This is a genomic window from Marinobacter sp. NSM (assembly GCF_052380025.1).
Classification (GTDB): domain Bacteria; phylum Pseudomonadota; class Gammaproteobacteria; order Pseudomonadales; family Oleiphilaceae; genus Marinobacter.
Genome location: NZ_JBQTCK010000011.1, coordinates 23,669 through 49,488, shown reverse-complemented (window position 1 = coordinate 49,488; position 25,820 = coordinate 23,669). Strand labels below are relative to the sequence as shown.

The window sequence follows — 25,820 nt, the reverse complement described above, 5'->3', positions numbered from 1 at the left end:
ACCTGCTGACGGAAAACAACCGCACCGAAGTCATCAAGAACGACAGCCACCTGACTGTGGAGAACCATCAGTTCAGCCACACAAAAGCCGCTGAGCATTGCACCACTGATGGCGAAAGCCGAGCCTCCGTCGGCGCCGATTGCAGCCAGACCATCGCCGGCAGTTTCCACCAGAAAACCGGCCGCACCATGGCCTCGGAAGCCGGTACAGAAGTTCATCACAAAGCCGGCGCGAAAGTGGTGCTGGATGCCGGGGCGGAGCTGACGATTTCTGGTGGCGGCAGCTTTATCAAACTGGACCCGAGCGGAGTTACCTTGGCTGGGCCGGGGATCAAGGTTAATTCTGGTGGGGCGCCGGGGAGTGGGGCTGGGCAAAGTTCTGCTAATCCGGAACTACCAAATCTTGTTGGCAAAGATGGGGCGGCAACGCCACAGCCCCCCGAACTGGCCTTGGTCGGCCAGCGCAAATCTGCCTCTCTTGATCAAGAGGAGTTTGATCAGTTACCGGGCTCCGATCGAAAACTGATCATTGATGTGATTGGTGGGCATCTTGAACGAGATTCTGTGGAAGCGATTAAAGGGACTGATGGGGAGGAAACTGTATGACGGATACTGTGGATTTTTCAGATGAATCCCGGGATCGCTCGATTCTGAGAAAAGCAGATTACGATGATGCAGACCCCAAGGATCTCGTGCTGACCGTGCCCAAGCGCGATGGCGGCAAGATCTCGATTCCTCTCCTGAAGCACGCAAGATCTAACATCGAGCGTGAAGATTACCAGGATAATACCCTCGTAAGGATTAAGCCCCTGGCAGAGATCGCCAGCAACTTGCCTGTTAGACGTGGCTCCAACGCCCCCGTTCATCAGGGGAAAGGAGTTGCACTGTTGCGGCCAGGCTATCTTTATATTTTCCGCGAAGACAAGCTCTGGCGAGAATTAGAGATCAGTCAGAACTCCCAATTCAGCGATATTGATCTTCAGGCAGTGCGGGCGGAGGTTGGTGACCCAGAATCTGACTTGAGAATGATACGCCCATCAGCCGGACAGTGGTTGGATGATGTGCTTGTTCCGGTGTTTCTCCAGGGGCAAGCGGTGATGCACGATTTCCGCATGGCCTACAGTGAAATCCAGTGGGATTGGGCCTACATCCAAAAACTTGAAGAGAGTGCAGCGACTCGTAATGCAAGGACGACGGGTGTGGGTCACGCCTGGGCTGTCACGTCGGTTGATACATTGAGTTTTGAAACCGGATTCCCGGCATCACGTGTTGAGGATGCACCCGAGCTCAGGCACAGGGATCTGGGCATTGAACTGATGATAGAGAATCCCTGCGACTTCGTGCTCAGTTTTGAAAGGCCGGGTGAAGACGAGCTATGCAGCAAGCTCGCGAAGTTATTAGAGAACAACGAGAAGCAGGCGAGGGAGTCGGCGAACATTCTTGACCTTACCTGCCCACCTGGAGCGGATCTTTTGCAGCATCTTCGCTCGCAGAAGGGGGGCGTTTGTGTGGCCATCCCGGACCCTTTTTTCCTGTTCCGCCACGCCTTGGCCCAGTTGCACTTGGCCATGCATTATCTGGATGCCATCGATATTGCTATAAAGGATAAACCCCTGGTCCATTCCGCAATGCTAATCCGTCAGGCAGTATTCGACCCGGCGCCGAGTGGTCAGAGTGGAGACCTTGCGAACTACCGGAACGCTATCAACCGGGAACAGCTGGATGACATTCTGGAAACGGCCGAAAGGAATCACGCTGTTCGGAACATAGAAGACCAGACGCGCCGCCTGAAGAAATTGATGAAGAGCTCGTCATTCAACTCGGTGTTCGACGATTATCTGCAAAGCCCGGATGTAGCTGCTTGTGAAGCCTTTTTGCTGTGCGCGGACAACTTGAATGTACTGCAGCAAATCCCAGGGGTACTCAAAGCACAGGGGGTGGATGATGATCAGGGGATCCCTGGCGCTCTGGCAAAGTGGCTATCGGACGAATCAATGTTGGCAAAGTGGTCGCCGGGAATCGCCGCCGCAACAGGGGAGGAAGGCACGCAGTCATCTCCCTACGAACAACTTCGATCGCTCGCCAGCGACCAGACGGAGATTAACGATCAGCACCTGGCCCGCCTCAACCTCCAGGCCCTGGCGTATACTGAGAAACAGTTCCAGTACGACGAGGAGTCCACTGGCGAGCAAGTCGCCGGGGAGGTTAAGGATGCAGGGCGTGTTGGGGCACTGGTAAGTGGGGCGCTGGGGGAGTGGAGTGCCTCAGTACTGACCGCCTGCAGAAGACTGATGGAAGACGGTAGCGTGGAGGCCATCCAGGTCCACAGGATCATGCAGGCCGCGTCTGCCAATGCCATCCTTTCTGACCCCGGTCTGGCGGGGGTGGATCTGATGCGTCGAGGCGACGTAGACCCTACCAAGCACACCATTATTGGCGTGGAGGGTGACGGCATTCGCCGTGGCCTGACCGACTTCGACCGCCGCCAGGGTGGGCTGCTCACTCGCGCCAATGATTACCTCTATGCGGATCTTGTGGATCGGTCTGGACAGGTCCAGGGTTCCACCAGCCCTGCCCGTGCCTCTGGTGAGCTGGAAGAAGCTATCAAGAAAATCGCTGGCAATACTTGGGTCTACGTGGTGCCTGCCGGACACCCGGAGGCAAGGAAGCTTAGTGTATTGAATGTGGACCTCGCCAAGCGTGTTGGGGCGGTGGTGGATGGCCCGGGCGTGTCTAGTGGATTGGTGGCATTGGCGGTATTTAATGTGTTTTTGGAGAGTCGGGCGACTATACATGCAGTAAAAAGCAACCAAGACTGGGGTATAAGCTCTTTAAAGGCATTGGGAAGCTTGGTTGATCTGGCCGCTGCTTCGATGAAGCTTAGTATCGTAGCTAATGAAGTGGCAAGTATTGACTCTGGTCATGCATCACGACTCTACAAGTTTTCAAGCCGCCCTTGGTTTGACCTGAAGGGATGGCCGTTGATTGGAAAAAGGCTAGCCAAAACTGGGGCAGCTACCCTCGTCAGATCGGTTGGTCTTGCCAGTTTCGTTGCCGGAGGATTCGCGGTGGGGTTGAACTATTGGGATATGAGGATCAGCTTGGCGAGAGGGGATCTTGATGCTGCGCTCGGGCACGGAATAGCGGTTGCCGGTGGTTTGATCTTCCTCTCAGCACCATTGATGGCCGGGCTGCTGGCGATTCCGGGTTGGGGGTGGGTCGTCCTCGGAATGAGCGTGGCTTTGGGTGGGTCATTGTATGCGGGAAGTGTAACAGACGACCTCTTCGAAAGGGTGCTTAAACAGGGACCATTGGGGACGCACCCGCAGGACTCCTTGGTGAACCTGGACGATTTGGCCTATTACGGGCAGTTGTTAACACTGCTTTCCCCCGTCAATATTTCCGCACAAAGATACAGGGATGTCGATCCGGACCCTGCGTTGACTAACCCGGATCATCCGCCACAGCCGGATGATTATGTCATCACTTTACAAACTCCAGTGGTCAGTCGGTTGAAGGTGCTGCAGGAGTGCCGTCCAGACCTGCCGACCCAGCCTTTCAAGATTGTGGTACAGGAAGTGGCGTACATGAACAGCCGTGCCGAAACCTCCAACGTAGCGGTTGGCACAGTGGAGCAGGAAGTCATGTTGTCGACTACTCCCCTTACACAAATCGTTGCGAGGCAGTCCCTGCCTCATGAATCCGCCGTGCGTTTTCTGGTTAAACGGGAGCTCCAAAGCAGCAGCTTCCAGAGTTTTGGATATCAGGAAGAAGTCAGTACAACGATACGGGTTGGATTGCAGGCTGTGGTTGGTACAGAACAGGGACCTGTGGTCTTTCCCACGCCTGTGATGGAGAATTACGAACCCTATAATGATAACCGCCATGGCGGGGCACCGGATAAGTCCCGCAGTGTTTTTAATCCGCATTCCGAGACATTAGTACCCTATTGGTTCCTTAAGGAAGTTTCTGTATGACCATACCGATAGAGACACAAGAATATGCTTTGACCGCCTATCGGTCTGATCAGGTGGTGGAGCTACCCGAAACCAGGGCTAAACGGGAACGAGTTGGGGACGAGCTTCAGCCGTATGGTGCCTACGCCAACCTTAACCCGTACCACCGAACCGTGGAGGATATTGATACGGTCCAGTGCAGTGAACGGGACGATCCAGAGTTCTATAAGGAAAACTGGTGGTGGGACCACCAGCGGCTTCGCTTTCTTAATGAGAAGCTCGGATTAAAGGCGTTAATACTGATTGTTCCATTCATTTGGGCGTTGTTGGTACTTATTGGTGGCTTGGTGCTTATCAGTTGGAGTATTGGGACTTTCCTGATACCTATTTTGCCGGCGACTGCTGTGGTTTTAACACTTATAATTCTGGGTTCAGCATGGATATTTTTTTCTTTTTGGATCATCCCCCCCACCACCAATTGGCTCATGATTAATGGCGTTGGATTGATTATCAAGCCTTTCGAGAAAACGCTGGAAAAGAAGTTAGACGAAACCCTAGAAGATGGCTGCAGCGAGTTTAACCGGGTCACCGGGCAGGTAAAGTTCGCCCTGGGTAAGGGGCGGTCTTTTGTGGCCCCGTTTGTGGAGTTCGATGCCTACGTGGAGCGAGTGGTCCAGCGGGGCGGTATCTTCTACCGGCTGATGTTCGTGCATCGTTACACCCAGAAGCAATTCAACAAAACCTCCCTGAGCAACATTGAAGCAGAGAAAACTGAGGTGCTGGCCCTATGGGATATGTTGCAACGCTACATGGACGTCACCCAACCCCTGCCAGACATGCCCCGGTTGGAGCCGTTTCGCCGCTTGGACCCGGTGACCGCCAAGTACGACCAGACTACTGGTCGTAACCCCCGCTACTGGCGAGACCTCGATCTGGAGGACTGGCAGAAGGGAAAGGGTGCGGAGCTGTTGAGAAGCCAGCGGCAGCATGCTTGGGGCCGCAGGCAATGCAGAGTCACTCCGCAATTGGGCAGTGTGGATATGCCCACCTATCGCCAAAGTCGACCCGAAACAGCCTGTGTCGTGTAAGGCCACTCTTTTCGGGTGTGGTGGGAGCTCGATTGGCCATTTGTTCCCATTGAGGCAGTTGTATGAAGAAAGTAGCGGATGTAACGACACCCAGAGCCGGAAGCTCGGAATCGTTCAAAAGCGGCAAGGTGAACTATCTTTCGCCTCTTCCGCTGCCGACCGGGTTGCCTCCCGTTGACCACAGCCACGTTGTGGCGGAGGTTACGGACGAATATCTGGAACTTGGGGCGTTTACGCCGAATGTGTTTGGCTGGCAGTTAACTCTCGCGATGCCGATGATGGTTGTTGTTCTGTCGTGCATTGTTCTCCCTGTGCTGATGTTTTTCGGGGGCTTAACAGTCGGGGATGGCCTGATGGATGGTATTGGATTGTTTGGTCAGTTTTTCTTGATTGGGGCAAAGCTGAGTGTGGTTGGGGGGGGGACTATCTTGTTGATAGCCCTTTCCCCGCGCGTGCTAGCTTACTTCAAACTCCGGGGTGTAGTGCCCATCCGCTTCAATCGCCAACGCCGGGAAGTCTGCCTAGTGCCGTCGGATTCGGATACGCCTGTCATTGTGCCCTGGGAGGAGTTGCAAGCCTGGGTAGTTCAGGCCGAGGGGGTTACCCAGTCCGGTGTCCAACGGCAGTTCGGCTTCGGCTTCGGGGGTACGGATCCGAAGACCGGCAAAGGCACCAGTCTTGAGCTGATGTCGGCGGGGTTACCGCTGGCCATCAGCACCTGGGAAGCGCTGCGGGCTTACATGGAATACGAGGTAAACAGCCTGACGGAGATTCAGGACCCGTTGGAACTGCAAAAGCCCGGCGACCCGCCTTGGGAAGGTGTTCATACTTTTTATAATGCCCGGGACCGCATGCGTCGTCGTCGCCGCGAAGGTGAGGTGGGCTGGTACTATCCTTTCTTATGGTACTGCTACCACCTGTTGACCCTATGGACTTTACCCAACCACCTGACGGAGTGGGAGGTTCGCAAACTGAAACGCTTGAACCGCCGGGCAACCCCGGAGGCCGCCCAGCGCTGGTCTGAGCCGCTACCGGAAGCGCAATGGGCAAAACCGAGTGACGAACTGAAGCGGCTGAGTGAAAAAGTGCGCCAGAAGCAGAAAGCAAATCCAGGGCGCTTGCCCTATGAGGTGTTTGCGGAGGTGTACAGTGAAGAGGATCGAGTGCCGCAGGCATCGGACCTATGATTAGGGACTAAATCATTATCAAGGACGACATTATGACCACGGCTATAAATGCAATCTGTAATGCCTGTAACAACACCATTGCACTGTCACAAAAGGACCTGGAGCAGCTTGGAAGATCGGAGCCACTCCCGTGCAGCGAATGCGACGCCACGCTGAAGATCACCCCTGAAGCAAATTCAGAGCGCAACGCAAAACTATCGGTATTTGCGTTGACGATAGGGGCGGCCGTCGTTGCGATTGTGGCCTTGATCAATATCTTTGGTGATGCCGGCTTTCCGACTTATTTTGTTGCGATACCGTTCATTCTGATTTCCACAGTACTGGTGTCCAACCTCAGTAATAGCAAACTCAATTTGGAGCGAGTTGAGTGAGCCTTCGCTGGCTTGGATCTGTTCATGGGATGGTGGTGTCATAGGGGGCGAGGGCGATCTTGAAAGCAGTTGAGAGAAAGGATGAACTCCCGTTGCTCCCTGAGCCTAGAAACAAAAGACGGCGCCTTGGCCAAGATTTGCAACCGGTTGGTGACTACGCAGGTATTGAGCCCTATTACCGGGTTAGCGAAGATGTGGGGGCAGTTCAGCACCAGGATAAAAGTGACTCGAGAGCTTTTTATTCAGATGATTGGTGGTGGGATCAACGTCGGATTCGGTTTCTGAATGGAAAAGCGTTTATCGGCCTTTCGATATTACTTCTCCTAATACCGTATACATGGGGAGGAGTGGTTTTAGCCGGCGGTGGAATTTCTATTGTATACCTTTCGATTATAATGACGGAGGATGCACTGGATTTAATTCGGATGGTAGTGGTTTTAGGTTCGGCGATAATTTGGATACCTCTTTCTTTATATATCCTCATAAAAACCATGCCCTGGGTCATGGGCGCTTTCGCCCTATTACTCAGACCCTTTGACAAACTCCTCAGTAAGCTCCTGGACCGGGGCCTCGAAGCCGGAGAAAGCTACTTCGATCGTGAAACCGGTGAAGTGAGCTTTGCAATGCCGGGCGGCAAGAAACTGACAGCGCCCTTTGAGGAGTTCGATGCCTACGTGGAGTGAGTCATTGAAGCCGGCGGTCTCTTTTATCGCCTGATGTTCGTGCATCGCTATACCGCCAAACAATTCAGCCAGACGTCCCTGAGCCGGGTTGAGCCATCGAAAGAAGAGGTAATGGCGCTGTGGGACATGCTCCAACGCTACATGGATACCTCGCAGCCCTTGCCTGATGTACCAAGGCTGGAGCCGTTCCGGCATCTGGACCCGGTCACTGCGGAGCATGACGAGCGTACCGGGCGTCATCCTCGGTTCTGGCGAGACTTGGATCTGGAAGCGTGGAGACGGGGTGAGGGCGCTGAGTGGTTGAAGCGCCAGGTGGAGTATCCGTGGGATAAGCGCCGTTGCAAGCTTACGCCGCAACTGGGCAAGATTTCGATGGATGAATACCGCAAACTACGACCGGCAGAGGCTTGGCCTATTTGATGCTCTCGCAGCGGCCAATAATTTGAGGGAGTCGCAGCTTGGGTAGGGGCCTCTGGCCTGGCGCTATTGCGCAGGCCAATCCCCCGGCACCACAAACCACCGCTCTCGCTCAACCCAACACCCAAGCCCAGGCTGCCACTCCACCCGCGCGAACAACACCGGCACGCCCTTAGCCTCCACAAACTCCACCGCCTCCCGCGCCGCCTCAGTGTCGGGCTGCTCACCCTGTCTCCAAGGCCCAATCCAATGCGGCTTTTTCAACGGCACCCAGTTCGTCAGTTCCGAGTTCACCAAATTCCGCGCATAACACCATCGCCCCTGACTATGGCCTACCGGCACATAGTCCGGAAGTTCCACCTCATCACCGGGATAGAACAGATACCCCGGCAGAAACACTCTCGGAATAATCGGCTCTGAAATCCCCAACTCTGCTAACAGCGCCTGGGCTTCCACTCGCTGCGCCATGGGGCTCTGGTGGCTGAGCATTCGGTCCACCTTCAGGTCAAGACGGTCCTTGGCGTTTGGTCCGTACCACTTGGTCATTTCGGGGCCTTCGTTTACGCCCAGATAGTATTTGATGGCAATTTCATGGTGTTCCAGGCACTGGGTGTGTGGATTCCGCACCAGAAAATCTAGCTCACCGATGGTTCGGTTGCCGGCCTTGATCTGCTGATTCTTCAGCAGTAGTTCCCAGCCTAGAAGGTCGACCAGGAGGACTTCGTACAAACGCTCAAAGTAATGGCCAAGGCGGCGCTCGGTAGTGGCCGCGAGTCTTGCTGGCATGGTGTCCGGGTGCTTGTCCCAGTGTTTGAGTTTGTCGCGGTAATCATCGGGCAGCCACTGCAGTGGCTCAAAGCTCACGGGGGCGGCCAGGAGTTGGGGGGCCGTGCACAGCCAGGCGAGATGCCGGATGGCTGGTATCTGCAGGTTGAGCAGGGTTTCGGTTTCTGCGTTTGTCGTCATGGCCTGAGAATAACGTAAACTGGGCGTGTTTGAGAGCCACGAAACCACAGGAGCCCTATATGCAATACCTGCACACGATGATTCGGGTCAGCAATCTGGACGACACCCTTCACTTTTTCTGCGACCTGTTGGGCATGGTGGAGATTTCCCGCAAAGACAGTGAGAAGGGCCGTTTCACCCTGGTGTTCCTGGCGGCCCCGGAAGACGAAGCCCGTGCCCGTGAGGACAAGGCGCCAATGATTGAGCTCACCCATAACTGGGACCCGGAGGAGTACACCGGCGGCCGGAATTTCGGGCACCTGGCGTTCCGGGTGGACAACATTTATGCGCTGTGCGAAAAGCTGCAGGCCAACGGCGTTACTATCAATCGCCCGCCTCGGGATGGCCATATGGCCTTTATCCGCACGCCGGATAATATCTCGATTGAACTGCTGCAGAAGGGCGATGCACTGCCGGCGCAGGAGCCCTGGGCCAGTATGGAAAACACCGGTACCTGGTGAGGTCGTGGAGTCTGTTGCCTGGATTAAAGTGAGATCCAGTTCACAGATTTGACGGAGGCATCGGTCGATCTGACCAACGCCCCGGAACATAACACTCGCTTATCATTTGTTGCACTAAGTGACGCTCTGTTACTAAAACAACAACAAATGAGGTGGTCGTTATGTTCTCCAGAAACGCTCTGGTTGCAGCCGTTATGCTGGTTTTGGTGGGGTGCGGGGGTTCCGGTTCAGAGAACGCTTCCGATAATACCAATGCCCAGGGCCCGGGGCCGACGGTTCCGGGCACTACGCCGCCCGGTCAGTCTGATGGCAACAAAGGTCTGCCAATAGGTGAGGGCGAGGTGCGGGTTCTGTCCAATCGCGCCGATCTGATCAGCGGTGGCGATGCCCTGATCGACATCGAGGTCGCCAATCCCGATGGTGCCCGTGTTTTGTTGAACGGACAGGACGTAACCGCGCAGTTCGCGTTGATGGAGTCTGGCCAGCTGCGAGGCCTTGTTACCGGCTTGGCGTTGGGTGACAACACGCTGGAAGTGCTGCTGGATAATCGCAGTAGCCGGCTGGTGAAGAACATCACTAACCACCCGAAAGGTGGGCCAGTATTTTCGGGCCGCCAGGTTCAACCATGGACCTGCACCAACGCCGCTGCGGTGGACGAGCAATGCAACCAGCCTGCGGAATACAGCCTCAAATATGTTCCTGCGGAGCGCTTTACCGGATTGTTCACCGAGTTTGATCCGCAAGACCCTGGCCTGCCGGAGGCTTTTTTGCCTTATGACCCGGAAAACCCTCCCGCCGATGATGACATCGCCACCGTGACCACCGACGAGGGTGTTGAAATGCCGTTCATCGTTCGTGTGGAAACCGGTGTCATGAACCGGGACCGTTACCAGGTAATGTCATTGTTCCAGCCCGGAAACGACTGGACCGCCCTGAATCCCCAGGAGCAGTGGAACGGGAAGGTACTGGTTCATCACGGCGGTAACGTGGGGGTGAGTTACGGGATGGGCAGTCCGCCCAATGGCGATATCTCCGGCGCGACCAACGGCAATGAACTGTTGCTGGGTGACAGTATTTCCGTGGCGCTGGCCCGGGGTTTTGTAACCCTGTCCACCGCCCAGGCCAACCTTGGCCACAACGTGAATCTGGTGACCGCTGCCGAATCTTTGATGATGGCCAAAGAGCACATCATCGAGAACTACGGCCCGGTTCGTTACACCATTGGCACTGGCTGCTCTGGTGGGGCGATTGCCCAGCAACACATTGCCAATGCCTATCCCGGTATCTATCAGGGGTTGATTGTTCAGTGTTCCTATCCGGATGTCTGGACCACCGCTACCCAGTTCGCGGACTACAACCTGATCAGCAACTACCTTGGGCTGCAGATGCCTGAGGGTCCGGAAGGGTTCTTCTCCTTCATGACGGATCTGCTGACCAACGGCTTGCTGCCAACCCAGTGGCCCTTTATCTACGGGCACCTGCCCGTCAATCCAGTGGTTTCAGACCTGGCCTTCTTCCCGGCGGCCTACCCGGACCAGGAAGATTGCCGGCGCCTGCAGGACGGTGTTGAGGTCTATCATCCGGAAGAGCGACCGGGTGGCCTGCGCTGCGGGTTGATCGATTACATGGTCAACCAGTTTGGCGAGCGGCCACCGGAGGTGTGGTCTGAGAATGAGCAATTGCTGGGGCGTGGTTTTGCCGGCATTCCGCTGGATAATGAAGGCGTTCAATACGGCCTGAGGGCCCTGCAGCAGGGCTTTATCAATGGCCAACAGTTCCTGGATCTGAACCGGGAGATTGGCGGCTTCAACGTGGACATCAAGTATCAGGCGGAGCGAACCCGGGGTGATATCCAGGCCATCACCAATGCCTATCGCACCGGCGCCATCAACACGGCGGAGAATCTTGCCGGTGTGCCGATGATTGACCTGCGAGGCCCAGACCCCGGCTTTGCCCACGATGCCTTCCACTCCTGGCAAACCCGTGCCCGTATTGAAGAGGTTCAGGGCCATTCGCTCAACCATGTGATCTGGTACGGCGCCTTCCCGATTGCCGGGGATACCGTGTTTACCACCGAGGCACTGTTGACCATGGACCAGTGGTTGGCGGGCATCGAGGCGGATGAGCGCCAGGATAGCCTGCCGGAGAAAGTGATTCGCAACCGGCCCGGCTTTGCCCGTGATCGCTGTCTGTCGTTGTCGGGCGCTACCGCCGAATGGGGTGTGATTCTGCCGCTCACCGGTGGCCTGTTGTACCCGGACCCGGTTTTGCCCGGCCTGGAATACTTGCCGACCAATCGGTTGCCGGCAGAGATGGGTGAAATCCTGGACGTGGCCACCGGGCAGGTGTGCGGCCTGGATCTTGGCGCCCTTGGCTTGCCCTCGCTGGTGACCGATCTGCTGGCGCCGATCACAGACCCGATTGTTGAAACCCAGGCACTGCTGTTGCAAACCCGGTTTGGTACCCCGAGAACAGTGGCTGGAGATGACATTCGCACCCTGAATAACAAGTGTCAGCTCAAGCCGGTTGACCCTGTGGATTATCCGGCCAATCTGCTCCAAGGTATTTTCACCTCTGAGAACTTTGCCCAGAAGGTTGCGGAGATCTTCCCAAACGGGGTATGCGATTACACCAAACCACCGGTTGGCCAGGTACCAACCGTGACCTGGATGCATTATGGTGATGCCGAGACGGTGGTGCATGGCGGCGTGCCGCTGAGCAGCAATGATGAGCCTGTTCCAGGGTGGGCTTCACCGGCGTTTGCGGTCACCCTGTCACCCAATCACCCTGAGTGATCAGGACCACAGGGTCGGGCAGCGCCTGGCCCTGTGATGGGCTTGCCTGGGCATCGGCCCCAGCCCGAGCCTGAACATAGTGCGGCCTAATCAGCAAAACAGGCGGCTAACCGTTGCTGTTGGTCGCTCTTCCCCCTAAAATCCTTCGCTGTTTAACCCATTGCATCAGGATGATGCTGCCCCAACCCCATGGAAGGAGAATGCCGATGGATGATTGGCAAGGGTGCCTGGCTCCCCAGTGTCAGACCGCGCTATTGCAAGCCCGCAACAATGTTGCCAGCCGCGGTGGCTCGGTGATTACGGTTGAAGACTACCTGTTGGCATTGCTCGATGCTGTTCCTGAGGCCGTTTCGTTTCTGAAACGGCAGGGTGTGGATCTGGACGAACTGATTCGCACCATTCAGGGTGAACAACCCATTGTTGCCGAAGTTCGTGGCGATGGGGACCTGTCTTCCCAGCTTATCTACTGGATTTCCAGCACCCGTGAAGCGACCGATCAGCCCTGGCTGGACTGGCCTGTGCTGTTGCACGGGCTGGTTCACCTTGCCGAGCGCCTGCAAGACAAAGCTTATGTGGCGGTGCTGGAACTGGTCAGCCACTGGCCGAGTGCGGAGGGTGAGGCCTGCACGCCTCCGGTTTCCCCTGACCAACCTTTCAGCCCCGTTACGGTGACTGATCCAGCCTGGTTGCAGCTGGCTGAGGACGTTGTGGTGGCTTTATCTGCAAACCGGAATGGGTTGATCTGGGTAGCAGGCCCCCGTGGTAGCGGGAAAACCGCCTGGCTGAGGATGTTGCTGGCGACGCCGGGATTCTCTTGGGTGCAGATGGACTTGCGACGCCAGGCAGAGGTGATGGCGTCCGATCAGCCGGTGGTCCCGCCAGGCGGGGACGGAGTCGCACCGTGGCCAGCGATGATTCTGGACAATGTGGCACCGCTCGACCTACTGGAACTGATGAGCATGCCGGATGGCGCTGTTCGGGAACTGGTGACGGGATGGCAGGGGCCAATCCTGATGCTGGCATCAAACGACAGGGATAAAGGACGAACAGACAGCAACCGGCTGACCGCCATATTGGGCCGGGAGTTGGAAACCATGGCGATGCCGGGTGTTAGTGAGGCGCAGAGAAGAGCGATCTTGACAGCACACCAGCCAGCCATCGAAAAGCGCTGGAACCTGCAATTGTCGCCGGCAGCGATGGAGTATGCGGCGTCCCGCCAAACCCGAAGTATAGCAACGCCCGGCGGTATGCTCGAATGGTTGCACCGGGCAGCCGCCAGGCTTGACCTGTTTGCCAGCCGGGGACCGCTGGAGGCGGTGGCTCTGGCGGCAGAGCACGACACCCTTCGGCGTGAGTCCCTGGTGGCCCTCGCCCGGGGTGAGTGTGCTGAGCGGGTAGAGCTGCAGATACAACAACTGGATCTTGAGCAGGCTGCTGCTGAGGTGGTTTGGCACGAACGTAAGCGTTCCGGCACCCTGCGCCGGTTATTGGTGGAGGATCTTCGCCAGGAACTGGAACGATGGGTTGCAGCCAGGACCGGGCCGGTTCACTATGTGCTGAATTGTGAACAACAGCAGGGAGATACCTTGGGTGCAGGACCTGGAAATTTATATTCGTGATCTGGAGCCGGCGGCCATATCCGGTTGGCTGGAGAACCAGCTTGATGACGTTCAACTGGACGATTCGGATGTCACTTCGGTAGTGAAGGGCAGTGCGTGGTTCAACGGTACCCGTTTGCAGATCACCCTGTATCCCGGCGCCTTTGGAAAGAGGTTTACCTCTGTGCTGATGGAGGGGGATGACCTGCCCTGGAACAGTGACCTGGACTGTGCCCGCAGTGCCTGGCGGGCCATGGAAGGGGAGATACGGTGCAGCACCGGTGACTGGAAAGAAGGCGATCCGGTGGAAGATGAGAAGTGGTGGCGCCTGGACCACCGGGGCGAGCAATTGGTGGTCTGGAACTGAGCCGACTAGCAGAACGTAAAAAGGCAGCCTCTGGAGGCTGCCTTTTTCGTATCTTGAGCTACGATATTACTCGCTCAGGATAGACACGTTGTCTGCTTGCAGGCCTTTGTCGGCCTCCACAACGTTGAACCGAACCAGTTGGCCCTGGCGCAATACACGGCGACCACGACCGCGAATGGCGCGGAAATGTACGAAGATCTCGTCGCCGCTGTCGCGGACGATGAAGCCAAAGCCTTTCTTGACGTTGAACCACTTGACGGTGCCTTCTTCGTCACCTTCCGGTGTGGTGTCGTCAAAATCGTCTTCTTCGTCATCATAAACGTTGTTCTGGCGACTGTTGCGTGCCGGGCGGCTCTGGCTTCTGAAAGCCGGCGCTGCGGAGGGCTGCTTGGTGGCAAGCGCGATGGCCAGAAAGCCGGTGATGGCAAAAATAACAAAGGCAATCAGGTACGCTGCAAGGCCACCAACACTGCCCAGCGCCTCGGCGAGATTGCCAGCGCTCAGAGCGGCCAGAAATTGCGGTGTGACAGACAGCAGCAGAAACAGTACCAGGGGTGCCGGAATGGCGATCATGAGGGAAAGACGGATCGCTTTGGCTGGATTACGCATTGGCTGAATATTCTCCATGGTTTAACACTAACGATAAAAAGCCGGACATCGGGTAACATGGCATGCCCGGCCAATGAACGCCGCCAAAGTTGGCGGTAAAAGGCGGCATCATACCAGATTACCCAAAGGGCTGACCAAACCTCATGAGCAAAAACACGCTGGAAGACAGGCTGGCAGAGCTGGAAATGCGACTTGCGTTCCAGGACGATGTGATCAATACCCTGAGTGAGCAGGTGGCGAAGCAGGAGATGGATATTCGGGAGCTGTGGGATGCCAAGAAGGTGCTGCACAAGCAGTTGAAGGATATTTCGCCCTCGAACATCAAGGCGGAGGAGGATGAGACTCCGCCTCCGCATTATTGAGTTTGGTGTATGGCTTGAAGTCCGGGGTCAGACCCCAGCGCGGCCTTAGGGCCCACTGACGCGCTGGGGTCTGACCCCTCAGAGTTAGCCCAGCAGTTCTTCCAGTATCTTTTCGTAGATTTCTGACAGAGTGTCGAGATCCTCGGCTTTCACGCATTCGTCCACTTTGTGGATGGTGGCGTTGATGGGGCCGAGTTCCACCACTTGTGCGCCGGTGGGGGCGATAAAGCGACCGTCAGAGGTGCCGCCGGAGGTGGACAGTTCGGTCTCTCGGCCGGTAACAGAGCGGATGGCGTTCTGGCTGGCGGCAACCAGGGCGCCCTTGTCCGTCAGGAACGGGCGGCCGCTGAGGTGCCACTGCAAGTCGTACTTGAGCTGGTGCCGGTCAAGAATGGCCACTACACGTTCTTCCAGGCTCTCGGCGGTGTTTTCCGTGCAGTAGCGGAAGTTGAAGTGCACCAGGCACTCGCCGGGAATGATGTTGCTGCCGACGCCGGACTCAATCCGAGTGATCTGGAACGTGGTCGGCGGGAAGAAGTCGTTGCCGTTGTCCCAGAATTCCCTGGCCAGTGCATCCAGCGCCGGCGCCACCGTGTGAACGGGGTTCTCTGCCAGGTGTGGGTAGGCCACGTGGCCCTGCACACCGTGTACTGTCAGGTAGCCGTGCAGGGAGCCCCGGCGTCCGTTCTTGATGACATCGCCCACCTGATGGGTGCTGGAAGGCTCGCCAATCAGGCACCAGTCCATCTTTTCGTTGCGGGCTTCCAGGGTTTCCACCACTTTCACCGTGCCGTCCTGGGCGGGACCTTCTTCATCGCTGGTGATCAAGAGGGCAATGGAGCCTCGGTGCTCAGGGTTGTTCGCCACAAAGCGTTCGCAGGCGGTGATGAAGGCCGCCAGGCTGCCCTTCATGTCTGCTGCGCCCCGGCCATACAGATAGCCATCTTTGATGACAGGGTCAAACGGCGGGTGCGCCCAGTTTTTCTCCGGGCCGGTTGGCACCACATCGGTGTGGCCGGCAAACGCCAGAACCGGGCCGTCTGAGCCCTTGCGGGCCCAGAGGTTGTCGGTATCACCAAACCGCAGGTTCTCGCCTGCAAAGCCCAGCGGTGCCAGGCGGGACATTATCAGCTCCTGGCAGCCAGCGTCGTCCGGTGTAACCGAGCGGCGGCGAATGAGGTCCATGGCGAGTTCAAGGGTGGGGGATAGTGACATGCTGCGGCCCTTAGTTATTCGCGTGCAGTTCTTCATTCAGTTCAATGGCAGACTTGTTGGTCTTGCACTCAACGGCGCCGGTCAGGCTGTTGCGACGGAACAACAGGTCGTTCTTGCCGGCCAGGTCGCGGGCCTTGATGACTTCTACCTGTTTGTTGTTGTCATCCAGCAGATTCACCTTGGTACCAGAGGTGATGTACAGGCCTGCTTCAACGGTGCAGCGATCGCCCAGGGGAATGCCGATGCCGGCGTTGGCGCCGAGCAGGCAGTTTTCGCCCACGGAGATGACGATGTTGCCGCCACCAGACAGAGTGCCCATGGTGGAACAGCCGCCGCCCAGGTCCGAGCCCTTGCCGATCATCACGCCGGCAGAAATGCGGCCTTCGATCATGCTGGTACCTTCGGTGCCGGCGTTGAAGTTGATAAAGCCTTCGTGCATCACGGTGGTGCCTTCGCCCACATAGGCGCCCAGGCGCACGCGGGCGGTGTCAGCGATACGTACACCCTTGGGTACCACGTAGTCGGTCATCTGCGGGAACTTGTCGACCGATTTCACTTCCAGGGTGCGGCCTTCAATGCGGGCCTGCAGCTGGCGCTCTGGCAATTCGTTCAGATCGATGGCGCCTTCGTTGGTCCAGGCCAGGTTCGGCAGCAGGCCGAAAATGCCGTCCAGCTTTACACTGTGGGGCTTGGCCAGGCGGTGGGAGATCAGGTGCAGCTTCAGATACACTTCCGGGGTGCTGGAGGCGGTATCGTCGGTAGCCAGCACGGTAACAACCACGGGGCGTTTGCTCTCGGCCGCTTTTTCCGCCAGTTTCGCCTGGTCGGTCTGGCCCAGCTGGCGTAGGGCGTTGGCAAACCTGGTCAGTTGCTCGGCTTTAACATCAATGGCCTGGTTACCGCCTTTGTAGTCCAGCGCGGTTTCAACCACGTCGATCAGGTCTTTGCCTGGGGTCATGATCGGCTGCTGGTAATACACCTCCAGCCACTCGCCCTGGTTATTCTGGGTGCCGATGCCAATGCCGAATGCAAAACTCATCTGATCTGCTCCTGTGCTCAATAATTGAAAGAATGTTTGCCACGGACACTCACGGACTTGCACCGACAAAAAACAAGAATTCTTAATCACTTGTCCGTGAGCGTCTGTGAGTGTCCGTGGCTAAAAAATCAGTTAATCCAAACAGCCCATTCGTCTGCGTTAAAGCCCACGGTCACTTCGTCACCCCGCTCAACCACAGGGCGTTTGATGATGGAAGTATTCTCCAGCATGATCTGGTGGGCACTTTGGGCGCTCATGTTATCACGAAGCTCGTCGGGAAGTTTTCGCCAGGTCGTGCCCCGCTTGTTGATCAGGGTTTCCCAGCCTATGGCCTGCTCCCACTGGCTCAGCCTCTCGCTGGTCAGGCCGTCTTTCTTGAAGTCGTGGAATTCGTAGGCGATGCCGTTGTCGTCCAGCCACTTGCGAGCCTTTTTGACGGTATCGCAGTTTTTGATGCCATATAACTTCATGCTTTGAAACCTTTTACAAAATCGACGATTCGCCGGGCTGCTTCCACACACTCCTCCAGTGGTGCTACCAGTGCCATGCGCACTCGGTTCTCACCTGGGTTGTGGTCATCTACCGTTCGGGACAGGTAACGGCCAGGCAGCACGTGCACGTTCTGTTGTGCGGACAGCTCCTTGGCGAAGGTTTCATCATCCATCGGCGTTTCTGGCCATAGATAGAAACCGGCATCCGGGAAGTCCACGTTCATCACTTCGCGCAGGATGGGCACCACCGCTTCGAACTTGGCCCGGTAGGCGGCGCGGTTTTCCCGCACGTGGTCTTCGTCGTTCCAGGCGGCAATGCTGGCCAGCTGGTTATGAACGGGCATGGCGCAGCCGTGGTAGGTGCGGTATTTCAGGTAGCCGGCTAATACGTCCGCATCCCCGGCGACAAAGCCGGAGCGCAGGCCGGGCAGGTTGCTGCGCTTGGACAGGCTGTGGAACACAATACAGCGCTTGAAGTCGTGACGGCCAATGGCTGCGCAGGTTTGCAGCAGGCCTTCGGGCGGGTTGTTTTCGTCCGGGTAGAGTTCGGAATAGCATTCGTCAGAGGCGATCAGAAAGTCATGACGGTCAGCCATTTCGATGACCTTAACGAGGGTCTCCCGGGGGATGACGGCGCCGCTGGGGTTACCCGGGGAGCACAGGAACAAGACCTGGCAGTCTTTCCAGACTGATTCCGGCACCGCGTCGAAATCCGGAATAAAGCCGTTGCTGTTATCACAGGGCAGGTACACGGGGTCGGCGCCGGCCAGGAAAGCGGCACCCTCGTAGATCTGGTAGAACGGATTCGGGCTTACCACGGTGGCGGGTTTGCTGGTATCGACCACCGCCTGAACCAGGGCGAAAATGGCCTCACGGGTGCCGTTGACCGGAACCACATTGCGCGCTGGGTCCAGGGTGCCCTCGGCCAGTTGAAAGCGCTTGCTGGCCCATGTGGCGATGGCTTCGCGCAGCTCGTCGATGCCTTTGGTGGTGGGGTAGTTGGCCAGTTTGTCCAGGTTGTCGGCGATCACCTGCTTCACAAACGCCGGTGACGGGTGCTTGGGTTCGCCAATGCCGAGTGATATTGGCTTCAGGTGGTCCGGCACGGTGATGCCGGCTTTCAGTTTGGCCAGCTTTTCAAACGGGTAAGGGTGAAGTCTTTCGAGATTTAGGTTCATTCAATATCGTCCAGCATTTGGCAAAGGTCCTGTTGCAGGGCCTGGCACACGCCCGGGTCGCGCAGCGGTTCGCCATGTTCGTCGGTGATGAAGAATACGTCTTCTACGCGCTCGCCCAGGGTGGCAATCTTGGCGTTGGTCAGTCGCACACGATGTTCCAGCAGCACCTGGCCAATGCGGGCCAGAAGGCCGGGGCGGTCCGGGGTGATGACTTCCATCACGGTGCGTTGATTGATGGTGTCATTGGAGAAGGTCACTTCGGTTGGGAAAGCGAAGTGCTTCAGCTGCCGGGGGGTGCGCCGGTGGATAATGTCCGGGTAGTCTTCCGGGTCATCGAGTTCTTCGATCAGACGCTTGCGCACTCTTTCCTTGCGGGCCGGATCAACGCCCAGTGGCTGACCCTGTTCATCCAATACCACGTAAGAGCTGATCGAGTGGGGGCCTTCGCTGGAGTTGATGCGGGCATCCACGATGTTCAGGTTCAGCTGTTCCAGCACCGCCGTGGTTGCCGCAAACAGGGCAACCCGGTCTTTCATGTAGATAATGATCTGTGAGTAACCGTCCGTCGGGCCGCCCCGGGTGTCACGAATCAGCACCAATGGGTCCGGGTTGTCGCCGTGGCGAATGATGGCTGCCGTCTGCCAGGCAATATCTACGGTGGAATCCTGCAGGAAGTAATCCTCGTCTACGGTTTCCCAGATAGGATCAATCTGCTCATCGGTCATATTCTGTGCGTGCAGGATCTGACGGGCTTCTTCCCTGGTGGCGCGTATCCAGGCCTGGCGGTCGACTGGCGTGTCGGTGCCACGGCGCAGGGCGCGCTTGGCTTCAATGTAAAGCTGGCGCAGCAATGATGCGCGCCAGGTGTTCCAGAGTTTTGGGTTGGTGGCGCTGATATCGCACACCGTCAGAATGTACAGGTAATCCAGATGGGCCTGGCTGGGCATGGCGCGGGCAAAGGCCTGGATGATGTCCGGGTCTGAAATGTCCTTGCGCTGGGCGGTCATCGACATCAGCAGGTGGTTTTCCACCAGCCATGACACCAGTTGGGTGTCCCGCTCACTCAAGTGGTGGCGTTCACAGAAGGCTTCTGCGTCAATGGCGCCCAGTTCTGAGTGGTCACCGCCACGGCCCTTGGCCACATCGTGATAAAGGCCAGCAATAAACAGCGTTTCCAGTTTGGGCAACCGATGAATCAGTCGGGACGCCAGGGGGTATTCGTTGCGAACGTCGGTACTGTTCAGCCGCGCCATATTGCGGATCACGCGCATGGTGTGGGCATCGACAGTGTATATATGAAAGAGGTCGTGCTGCATCTGGCCGATGATCTGGCCAAACTCCGGCAAGTAGCGGCCCAGTACGTTGTACTTTTTCATGGCAGACAGAGTCTGGTCCAGCGCGTGTGGCGTGCGCAACAGTTCCATGAACAGGGTGGTGACTGCCAGATCTGACCGGAAGGCGTCGTCAATCAGGTGCCGATGGGCCCTTAACGAGCGGATGGTGGTCGCCCGGATACCCTTGATTTCAGGGTGCTGGGCCATCAGCACGAAGATTTCCATGATGGCGTAGGGGGCGTAGGCGAACACCTGGTTGTTGATGGCTTCTATATACAGGTTGCGAATCTGGAAGCGTTTGTTCAGTGGGTGGATTTCGTCTTCACTGCCCTCGCCGATAATGGCTTCGTCGTAGTACTGCAGGATAACGTCAGCCAGCTCCGCCAGGGCCAGTACGGTGCGGTAGTAGGACTGCATCATCAGCTCGACGCCCAGCCGTTTGCCTTCATCTTTGTAGCCGAGCATTTCCGCGAGCGCACGTTGGTGGTCGAACAGCAGCCGGTTTTCATTGCGGTCGGCAATCAGTTGCAGGCCATAACGCAATTGCCACAGGAAGGTTTCGCCCTGGTGCAGGATCTGGTGTTCTTCTTCGGTCAGAATACTGAAGCGGGTGAGGTCGGCAATGTTCTGCAGGCCGAAGTGGCGTTTGGTGATCCAGCCGATGGTCTGGATGTCCCGAAGTGCGCCGGGGGAACCTTTAACGTTAGGCTCCAGGTTGTATTCGGTGTCGCCGTATTTTTTGTGGCGCTGTTGCTGCTCTTCCCGCTTGGCCAGGAAGTAGTCACGATCCGAGCTGACCCCATCGGAATAGACCAGCTCACTGAGCTCTGCCCGCAGTCCATCGGGGCCGGCGATGGTTCGGGTCTCCAGCAGGTTGGTCAGGATGGTGATATCCTGCCGGGCCGAGGATAGACACTCTTCCATGCTGCGCACGCTGTGGCCGATATCCAGCTTGAGGTCCCAGAGCAGGGTAACGAAGGCGCCCAGGTCATCCTGCCAGGCCTCTTCTATACCGTGGCGGGTCAGGATAAGCAGGTCTATGTCTGAGTGGGGGTGTAATTCGCCGCGCCCGTAGCCGCCGACGGCGACCAGGGCAATGTCGGAGGAGCGGGAAAACGGGTACCGGTTCCAGATCAGCCGGAGCACTTTGTCTATGGTGTTGGCCCTGGCATGAACCAGGGCTCTTACATCGGCACCCTGGCGGAAAGCTTCGGCGTCAGCATTATAGCTTTCCCGTAACAGTTCCCTGGCGGCAAATACCGGTGAGGTGTCGTTGCTGATACGAGATTCCAGCTCGCTTCGGTCCACTTAGAATGACTCTTCCGATCGTTTGGTCAGCACTTCATAGCCGTCAGCGGTCACCAGGATGGTGTGTTCCCACTGGGCAGACAGCTTGTGGTCCTTGGTGACCACGGTCCAGCCATCGGCCATCAGTTTGGTTTGGTATTTGCCCTGGTTGATCATCGGTTCGATGGTAAAGGTCATGCCTTCCTGCAGCTCCATACCGGTGCCGGGCTTGCCGTAATGCATGACCTGCGGCTCCTCGTGGAACACCTTGCCAATGCCATGGCCGCAGTAGTCTCTGACCACGGAATAACGATGCTTCTCGGCATGCTGCTGGATGACGTGGCCAATGTCGCCCAGGCGGGTGCCGGGTTTGACCAGTTCAATACCTTTGTACAGACACTCCTGAGTGATCTGGATCAGGCGTTCGGTACCGGGCTTGGGTTTGCCAACAACCCACATCTTGCTGGTGTCGCCGTGGTACTCATCCTTTATAACGGTGACGTCGATGTTAATGATGTCGCCGTCTTTCAGAATTTTCTTTTCGGTTGGGATGCCGTGACAGATCACATGGTTGACCGACGTACAGATGGATTTCGGGAAACCCTTGTAGTTGAGCGGCGCCGGAATAGCCTGCTGTTTGTTGACGATGTAATCGTGGGCGATGCTGTTGAGCTCCTCGGTAGAAATTCCGGGCTTTACCTGTTCGTCCAGCATTTCCAGAACTTCGGCCGCCAGCCGGCCGGCCACGCGCATTTTTTCAATTTCTTCGGGAGTCTTGATGGATACTTGCATCGCTATACCTGTTGATTTGCATCAAACAGGCATTTTAAGGGGCTGAGGGGTCAGGTACAAGGCGAGCTGCCTGCTATCGTGACTATAGGGTTGCGCTAAAAATAATGGCACCCCGGTGTCGCTTTATGGTATAAACGCGCCCGCTGGAAACGAATCCGGCAAATTCACACACGTGTCAGCACGTTGTCCCAGGGTGCCGGCTCCCGTTAGAGGAGGCTGGTTGGGGCAATCGGACGCGTGGAGGACTAACCCGAAGCTAAAAGGTAAATATCATGGCTCAGGTAAATATGCGTGACCTGCTCAAAGCAGGTGCTCACTTTGGTCACCAGACCCGTTACTGGAACCCGAAAATGGGTAAGTACATTTTCGGTGCCCGCAACAAGATTCATATCATCAACCTTGAGCAGACTGTTCCTGCCATGAACGAAGCGCTGAATGTGATTCAGCAGCTGGCAGAAAGTAAGAACAAGATCCTGTTCGTTGGCACCAAGCGTGCTGCGTCCAAGATCATCAAGGAAGAAGCTCAGCGTTCCGGCCAGCCCTACGTTAACCATCGCTGGTTGGGTGGCATGCTGACCAACTACAAGACCATCCGTCAGTCTATCCGCCGCTACCGTGATCTGGAAGCCCAGAGCAAAGACGGTACTTTCGACAAGCTGACCAAGAAAGAAGCCCTTGAGCGTACCCGTGAAATGGACAAGCTCGAGCGCTCCATCGGTGGTATCAAGGATATGGGCGGCCTGCCTGACGCGCTGTTCGTTATCGACGTGGATCATGAGCGTATCGCTATCAAGGAAGCCAACAAGCTGGGTATTCCTGTTATCGGCGTTGTTGATACCAACAGCGATCCGGACGGCGTTGATTACGTAATCCCGGGTAACGATGACGCCATCCGCGCCATCCAGATCTACGTGAAGGCTGTTGCCGATACCTGCCTGGAGGCTTCCCAGTCTGCAGGCGCTGGCGCTGACGAGTTTGTTGAAGTCAGCGAAGACGCTGCGGGCGCCGCTCCGGCTGCCGAGTAACACTTAAACTTCACGTTCGAGTTGTAAGGTATGCCCGCTCGTTAAACCGGGCATACCTCCCCACCGAATTCGGAAACGATTAAGAGGACTGAACATGGCTGCAATTACCGCTGCAATGGTCAAAGAGCTGCGTGAGCGTACCGGCCTTGGCATGATGGAATGCAAGAAGGCACTGGTTGAAGCTGGTGGTGACGTTGACGCCGCAATCGAAGAGCTGCGCAAGTCTTCCGGTCTGAAAGCCGCCAAGAAAGCCGGCCGTACCGCTGCTGAAGGTGTTTCTCTGGTTAAGGTGTCTGACGACAACACCGTTGCCTACATTCTGGAAGTGAACTCCGAGACAGACTTCGTTGCTCGTGACGACAACTTCATGGGCTTCGCCAACGACGTTCTGAACGTTGCTTTCGAAAAAGGCGAAACCGACGTTGCGGCCCTGATGGCTGGCGATCTGGAAGCCAAGCGTGAGGCGCTGGTTCAGAAGATCGGCGAGAACATCACCGTTCGTCGCATCATCAAGGTAGAAGGTCCGGTTGTGGGCGGTTACGTTCACAGCAACAACAAGATTGCCTCTGTTGTGGCCCTGACCGCTGGTAACGAAGAGCTGGCTCGCGACATCGCGATGCACGTGGCTGCTGTTAACCCGCGCGTTGGCAAGCCCGACGACATGCCGGCTGAAGAGCTGGAAAAAGAGAAAGAGATCATCAAGGCGCAGCCGGATATGGAAGGCAAGCCTGCTGAGATCATCGAAAAGATGATGGGTGGCCGTATCAAGAAGTTCCTGGCTGAGAACAGCCTGATTGAGCAGCCGTTCGTCAAGAACCCTGACCAGAAAGTGGGCGACCTGATCAAAGCTGCCGGTGGCGAGCTGGTTGGTTTCGTTCGCCTGGAAGTGGGTGAGGGCATCGAGAAAGAAGAAGTGGATTTCGCTGCTGAAGTGGCTGCTGCCGCTGGCACAGGCAAGGCCTGATCCTCTTCTGAGCGCTGTCACGCAAGGTGGCAGTGCTTACCTGAGTCTGCCACGTCAGTCGGGTACGCCCGGCTTTCGTGGCGGGCTTGTATCTGAGATACCCCTTTTTTTCGAGGAGTATGTCAGATACAAGCCTGCAACGGGTTTGCGCCGGATAGCCAACAGACGATAAGGGGATCACCATGCCGACATCTTCAAAAAACCAGCCCAGATACAAACGTGTTCTGCTGAAGCTCAGTGGCGAGGCCCTGATGGGCGATCACGATTTCGGTATTGATCCCAAAGTTCTTGATCGCATGGCGCTTGAAATTGGTGCCCTGGTTGGTATTGGCGTACAAGTTGGGTTGGTAATTGGTGGTGGTAACCTGTTCCGGGGTGCAGCGCTAAGTGCCGCAGGCCTTGACCGTGTGACGGGGGATCACATGGGCATGCTGGCCACGGTCATGAATGGTCTGGCCATGCGTGATGCGCTTGAACGTTCCAATATCCGGACCCGTGTGATGTCTGCCATTCCAATGAGCGGCATTGTTGAGCATTATGACCGCCGGCGTGCAGTACGTGACCTGAAAGAGGGTGACGTGGTTATTTTCAGCGCAGGTACCGGTAACCCGTTCTTCACCACAGACTCCGCCGCTTGCCTGCGGGGTATCGAGATCGAGGCCGATGCCGTGCTGAAGGCCACCAAGGTTGACGGTGTCTACAATGCGGATCCCCATCTTGACCCCAGCGCTGTAAAATACGATTACCTGACCTACGATGAGGTTCTGGACAAAAAGCTCGGGGTGATGGACCTCACGGCTATCTGCCTGGCCCGGGATCACGGTATGCCGCTACGAGTGTTCAACATGAGTCAGCCCGGCGTACTGACCCGCATTGTGACCGGTGAGAAAGAAGGCACATTGATTGATTAATTGGTTGCCGGCTGCGGAAATCTGGCCGGATACTGCACTATAACCAGACGAACGTTTCGAGGATGCTGACGTGATTAACGATATCAAAGCAGATGCCGAGAGGAAGATGAAGAAGAGCCTGGAGGCTCTGCACTCGGCCTTCAACAAGATTCGCACCGGCCGTGCCCACCCTGCGATTCTGGACAGTGTGGTGGTGAACTACTACGGTCAGGAAACGCCGTTGAAGCAGATTGCCAGCGTTAACGTTGAAGACAATCGCACCCTGATGGTTGCCCCGTGGGAGAAGAATCTGGTTCCCACCATCGAAAAGGCCATTATGACGTCGGATCTGGGGCTGAATCCGTCTACCAGCGGTGATGTGATTCGTGTGCCCATGCCGATGCTGACCGAAGAAACCCGTAAGGAAATGGTCAAGCAGGCGAAAGCAGATGCGGAGCATGGCCGGGTGTCCATCCGTAACGCTCGCCGCGATGCCAACAGCATGATCAAAGACCTGCTCAAGGAAAAAGAGATCAGTGAGGACGATCAACGCCGGGGCGAAGACGAAGTCCAGAAACTGACTGACAAGTACATCGCTGAAGTCGACAAGATGCTGAAGGCGAAGGAAGAGGACCTGATGGCGGTCTGATCGCCGGGTCCATTCAGTAGAAAGCACGCGGCGGGGTGGATGCTCCGCCGCACAGAGG

23 protein-coding genes and 1 pseudogene are annotated in these 25,820 nt (G+C 56.7%); 16 read left to right on the top strand and 8 right to left on the bottom strand.

Annotation, left to right across the window (positions count from 1 at the left end; translation table 11 throughout):
- The 7 genes and pseudogenes from ACTZWX_RS16985 to ACTZWX_RS16955 all read left to right on the top strand — a co-directional run.
- Positions 1-605: pseudogene (locus ACTZWX_RS16985) on the top strand (hypothetical protein); the annotation flags it as partial.
- The gene (locus ACTZWX_RS16980; protein WP_444714912.1) at positions 602-3,976 is read left to right on the top strand and encodes a toxin VasX; all 3,375 of its coding nucleotides are present in this window, start codon (positions 602-604) and stop codon (positions 3,974-3,976) included. The pseudogene ACTZWX_RS16985 and the gene ACTZWX_RS16980, both read left to right, overlap by 4 nt.
- Complete coding sequence (locus tag ACTZWX_RS16975; RefSeq protein ID WP_444714911.1) at positions 3,973-5,043, top strand: hypothetical protein; 1,071 nt, start codon at positions 3,973-3,975, stop codon at positions 5,041-5,043. Before ACTZWX_RS16980 ends, ACTZWX_RS16975 begins: the two co-directional genes overlap by 4 nt.
- Before the next feature lie 62 nt (positions 5,044-5,105).
- Positions 5,106-6,230, top strand: coding sequence for a hypothetical protein (locus tag ACTZWX_RS16970; protein WP_444714910.1), 1,125 nt, complete (start codon positions 5,106-5,108; stop codon positions 6,228-6,230).
- 32 nt (positions 6,231-6,262) lie between these two features.
- Positions 6,263-6,601 carry a hypothetical protein gene (locus tag ACTZWX_RS16965; protein WP_444714909.1) on the top strand — a complete coding sequence of 113 codons (339 nt, stop codon included), beginning with the start codon at positions 6,263-6,265 and terminating at the stop codon, positions 6,599-6,601.
- A gap of 59 nt (positions 6,602-6,660) precedes the next feature.
- Entirely contained in the window at positions 6,661-7,284 is a 624-nt protein-coding gene (locus ACTZWX_RS16960; protein ID WP_444714908.1) for a hypothetical protein, read from the top strand.
- A 39-nt stretch (positions 7,285-7,323) separates the two neighbouring features.
- The gene (locus ACTZWX_RS16955; RefSeq protein WP_444714907.1) at positions 7,324-7,704 is read left to right on the top strand and encodes a hypothetical protein; all 381 of its coding nucleotides are present in this window, start codon (positions 7,324-7,326) and stop codon (positions 7,702-7,704) included.
- 63 nt (positions 7,705-7,767) lie between these two features.
- Here the strand turns inward: ACTZWX_RS16955 and ACTZWX_RS16950 are convergent, their stop codons facing one another.
- The gene (locus ACTZWX_RS16950; RefSeq protein WP_444714906.1) at positions 7,768-8,667 is read right to left on the bottom strand and encodes a DUF1853 family protein; all 900 of its coding nucleotides are present in this window, start codon (positions 8,665-8,667) and stop codon (positions 7,768-7,770) included.
- Between the two features lie 59 nt (positions 8,668-8,726).
- Here ACTZWX_RS16950 and ACTZWX_RS16945 point away from each other — a divergent pair, with 59 nt between their 5' ends.
- From ACTZWX_RS16945 to ACTZWX_RS16930, 4 genes are all read left to right on the top strand, one after another.
- Positions 8,727-9,167, top strand: coding sequence for a VOC family protein (locus ACTZWX_RS16945; RefSeq protein WP_044384638.1), 441 nt, complete (start codon positions 8,727-8,729; stop codon positions 9,165-9,167).
- A gap of 161 nt (positions 9,168-9,328) precedes the next feature.
- On the top strand, positions 9,329-11,962 hold the full coding sequence (locus ACTZWX_RS16940) for a DUF6351 family protein (protein ID WP_444714905.1): 2,634 nt from the start codon (positions 9,329-9,331) through the stop codon (positions 11,960-11,962).
- Positions 11,963-12,168: 206 nt separating this feature from the next.
- Positions 12,169-13,581, top strand: coding sequence for a hypothetical protein (locus ACTZWX_RS16935; protein WP_444714904.1), 1,413 nt, complete (start codon positions 12,169-12,171; stop codon positions 13,579-13,581).
- Complete coding sequence (locus tag ACTZWX_RS16930; RefSeq protein WP_152438534.1) at positions 13,553-13,927, top strand: hypothetical protein; 375 nt, start codon at positions 13,553-13,555, stop codon at positions 13,925-13,927. Before ACTZWX_RS16935 ends, ACTZWX_RS16930 begins: the two co-directional genes overlap by 29 nt.
- A 66-nt stretch (positions 13,928-13,993) precedes the next feature.
- On the opposite strand, the gene ACTZWX_RS16925 is transcribed toward ACTZWX_RS16930, so the two are convergent.
- Complete coding sequence (locus ACTZWX_RS16925; RefSeq protein WP_444714903.1) at positions 13,994-14,536, bottom strand: cold-shock protein; 543 nt, start codon at positions 14,534-14,536, stop codon at positions 13,994-13,996.
- Between the two features lie 143 nt (positions 14,537-14,679).
- Here ACTZWX_RS16925 and ACTZWX_RS16920 point away from each other — a divergent pair, with 143 nt between their 5' ends.
- Complete coding sequence (locus ACTZWX_RS16920; protein ID WP_444714902.1) at positions 14,680-14,898, top strand: SlyX family protein; 219 nt, start codon at positions 14,680-14,682, stop codon at positions 14,896-14,898.
- Positions 14,899-14,982: 84 nt separating this feature from the next.
- On the opposite strand, the gene dapE is transcribed toward ACTZWX_RS16920, so the two are convergent.
- The 6 genes from dapE to map all read right to left on the bottom strand — a co-directional run bounded on the left by dapE (position 14,983) and on the right by map (position 22,234).
- Positions 14,983-16,113 carry a succinyl-diaminopimelate desuccinylase gene (dapE, locus tag ACTZWX_RS16915; RefSeq protein ID WP_444714901.1) on the bottom strand — a complete coding sequence of 377 codons (1,131 nt, stop codon included), beginning with the start codon at positions 16,111-16,113 and terminating at the stop codon, positions 14,983-14,985.
- Between the two features lie 10 nt (positions 16,114-16,123).
- Complete coding sequence (dapD, locus tag ACTZWX_RS16910) at positions 16,124-17,152, bottom strand: 2,3,4,5-tetrahydropyridine-2,6-dicarboxylate N-succinyltransferase (protein WP_444714900.1); 1,029 nt, start codon at positions 17,150-17,152, stop codon at positions 16,124-16,126.
- Positions 17,153-17,280: 128 nt separating this feature from the next.
- The gene (locus ACTZWX_RS16905) at positions 17,281-17,622 is read right to left on the bottom strand and encodes an ArsC family reductase (protein WP_444714899.1); all 342 of its coding nucleotides are present in this window, start codon (positions 17,620-17,622) and stop codon (positions 17,281-17,283) included.
- Complete coding sequence (gene dapC / locus ACTZWX_RS16900) at positions 17,619-18,821, bottom strand: succinyldiaminopimelate transaminase (protein WP_444714898.1); 1,203 nt, start codon at positions 18,819-18,821, stop codon at positions 17,619-17,621. The genes ACTZWX_RS16905 and dapC overlap by 4 nt, the downstream gene beginning before the upstream one ends.
- Positions 18,818-21,463, bottom strand: coding sequence for a [protein-PII] uridylyltransferase (locus ACTZWX_RS16895; RefSeq protein WP_444714897.1), 2,646 nt, complete (start codon positions 21,461-21,463; stop codon positions 18,818-18,820). Before ACTZWX_RS16895 ends, dapC begins: the two co-directional genes overlap by 4 nt.
- Positions 21,464-22,234 (bottom strand): type I methionyl aminopeptidase, encoded by a 771-nt coding sequence (map, locus tag ACTZWX_RS16890; RefSeq protein ID WP_444714896.1) that lies wholly within the window; start codon positions 22,232-22,234, stop codon positions 21,464-21,466. It lies immediately after the preceding gene.
- A gap of 272 nt (positions 22,235-22,506) precedes the next feature.
- Here map and rpsB point away from each other — a divergent pair, with 272 nt between their 5' ends.
- From rpsB to frr, 4 genes are all read left to right on the top strand, one after another.
- Positions 22,507-23,259 (top strand): 30S ribosomal protein S2, encoded by a 753-nt coding sequence (gene rpsB, locus ACTZWX_RS16885; RefSeq protein ID WP_058090260.1) that lies wholly within the window; start codon positions 22,507-22,509, stop codon positions 23,257-23,259.
- Between the two features lie 94 nt (positions 23,260-23,353).
- Positions 23,354-24,223: a translation elongation factor Ts gene (gene tsf, locus ACTZWX_RS16880; RefSeq protein WP_058090259.1), complete on the top strand. Its 870-nt coding sequence runs from the start codon at positions 23,354-23,356 to the stop codon at positions 24,221-24,223.
- Between the two features lie 182 nt (positions 24,224-24,405).
- The gene (pyrH, locus tag ACTZWX_RS16875) at positions 24,406-25,134 is read left to right on the top strand and encodes a UMP kinase (RefSeq protein ID WP_444714895.1); all 729 of its coding nucleotides are present in this window, start codon (positions 24,406-24,408) and stop codon (positions 25,132-25,134) included.
- Positions 25,135-25,204: 70 nt separating this feature from the next.
- Positions 25,205-25,762, top strand: coding sequence for a ribosome recycling factor (gene frr, locus ACTZWX_RS16870; protein ID WP_444714894.1), 558 nt, complete (start codon positions 25,205-25,207; stop codon positions 25,760-25,762).
- Positions 25,763-25,820 lie beyond the last annotated feature (58 nt).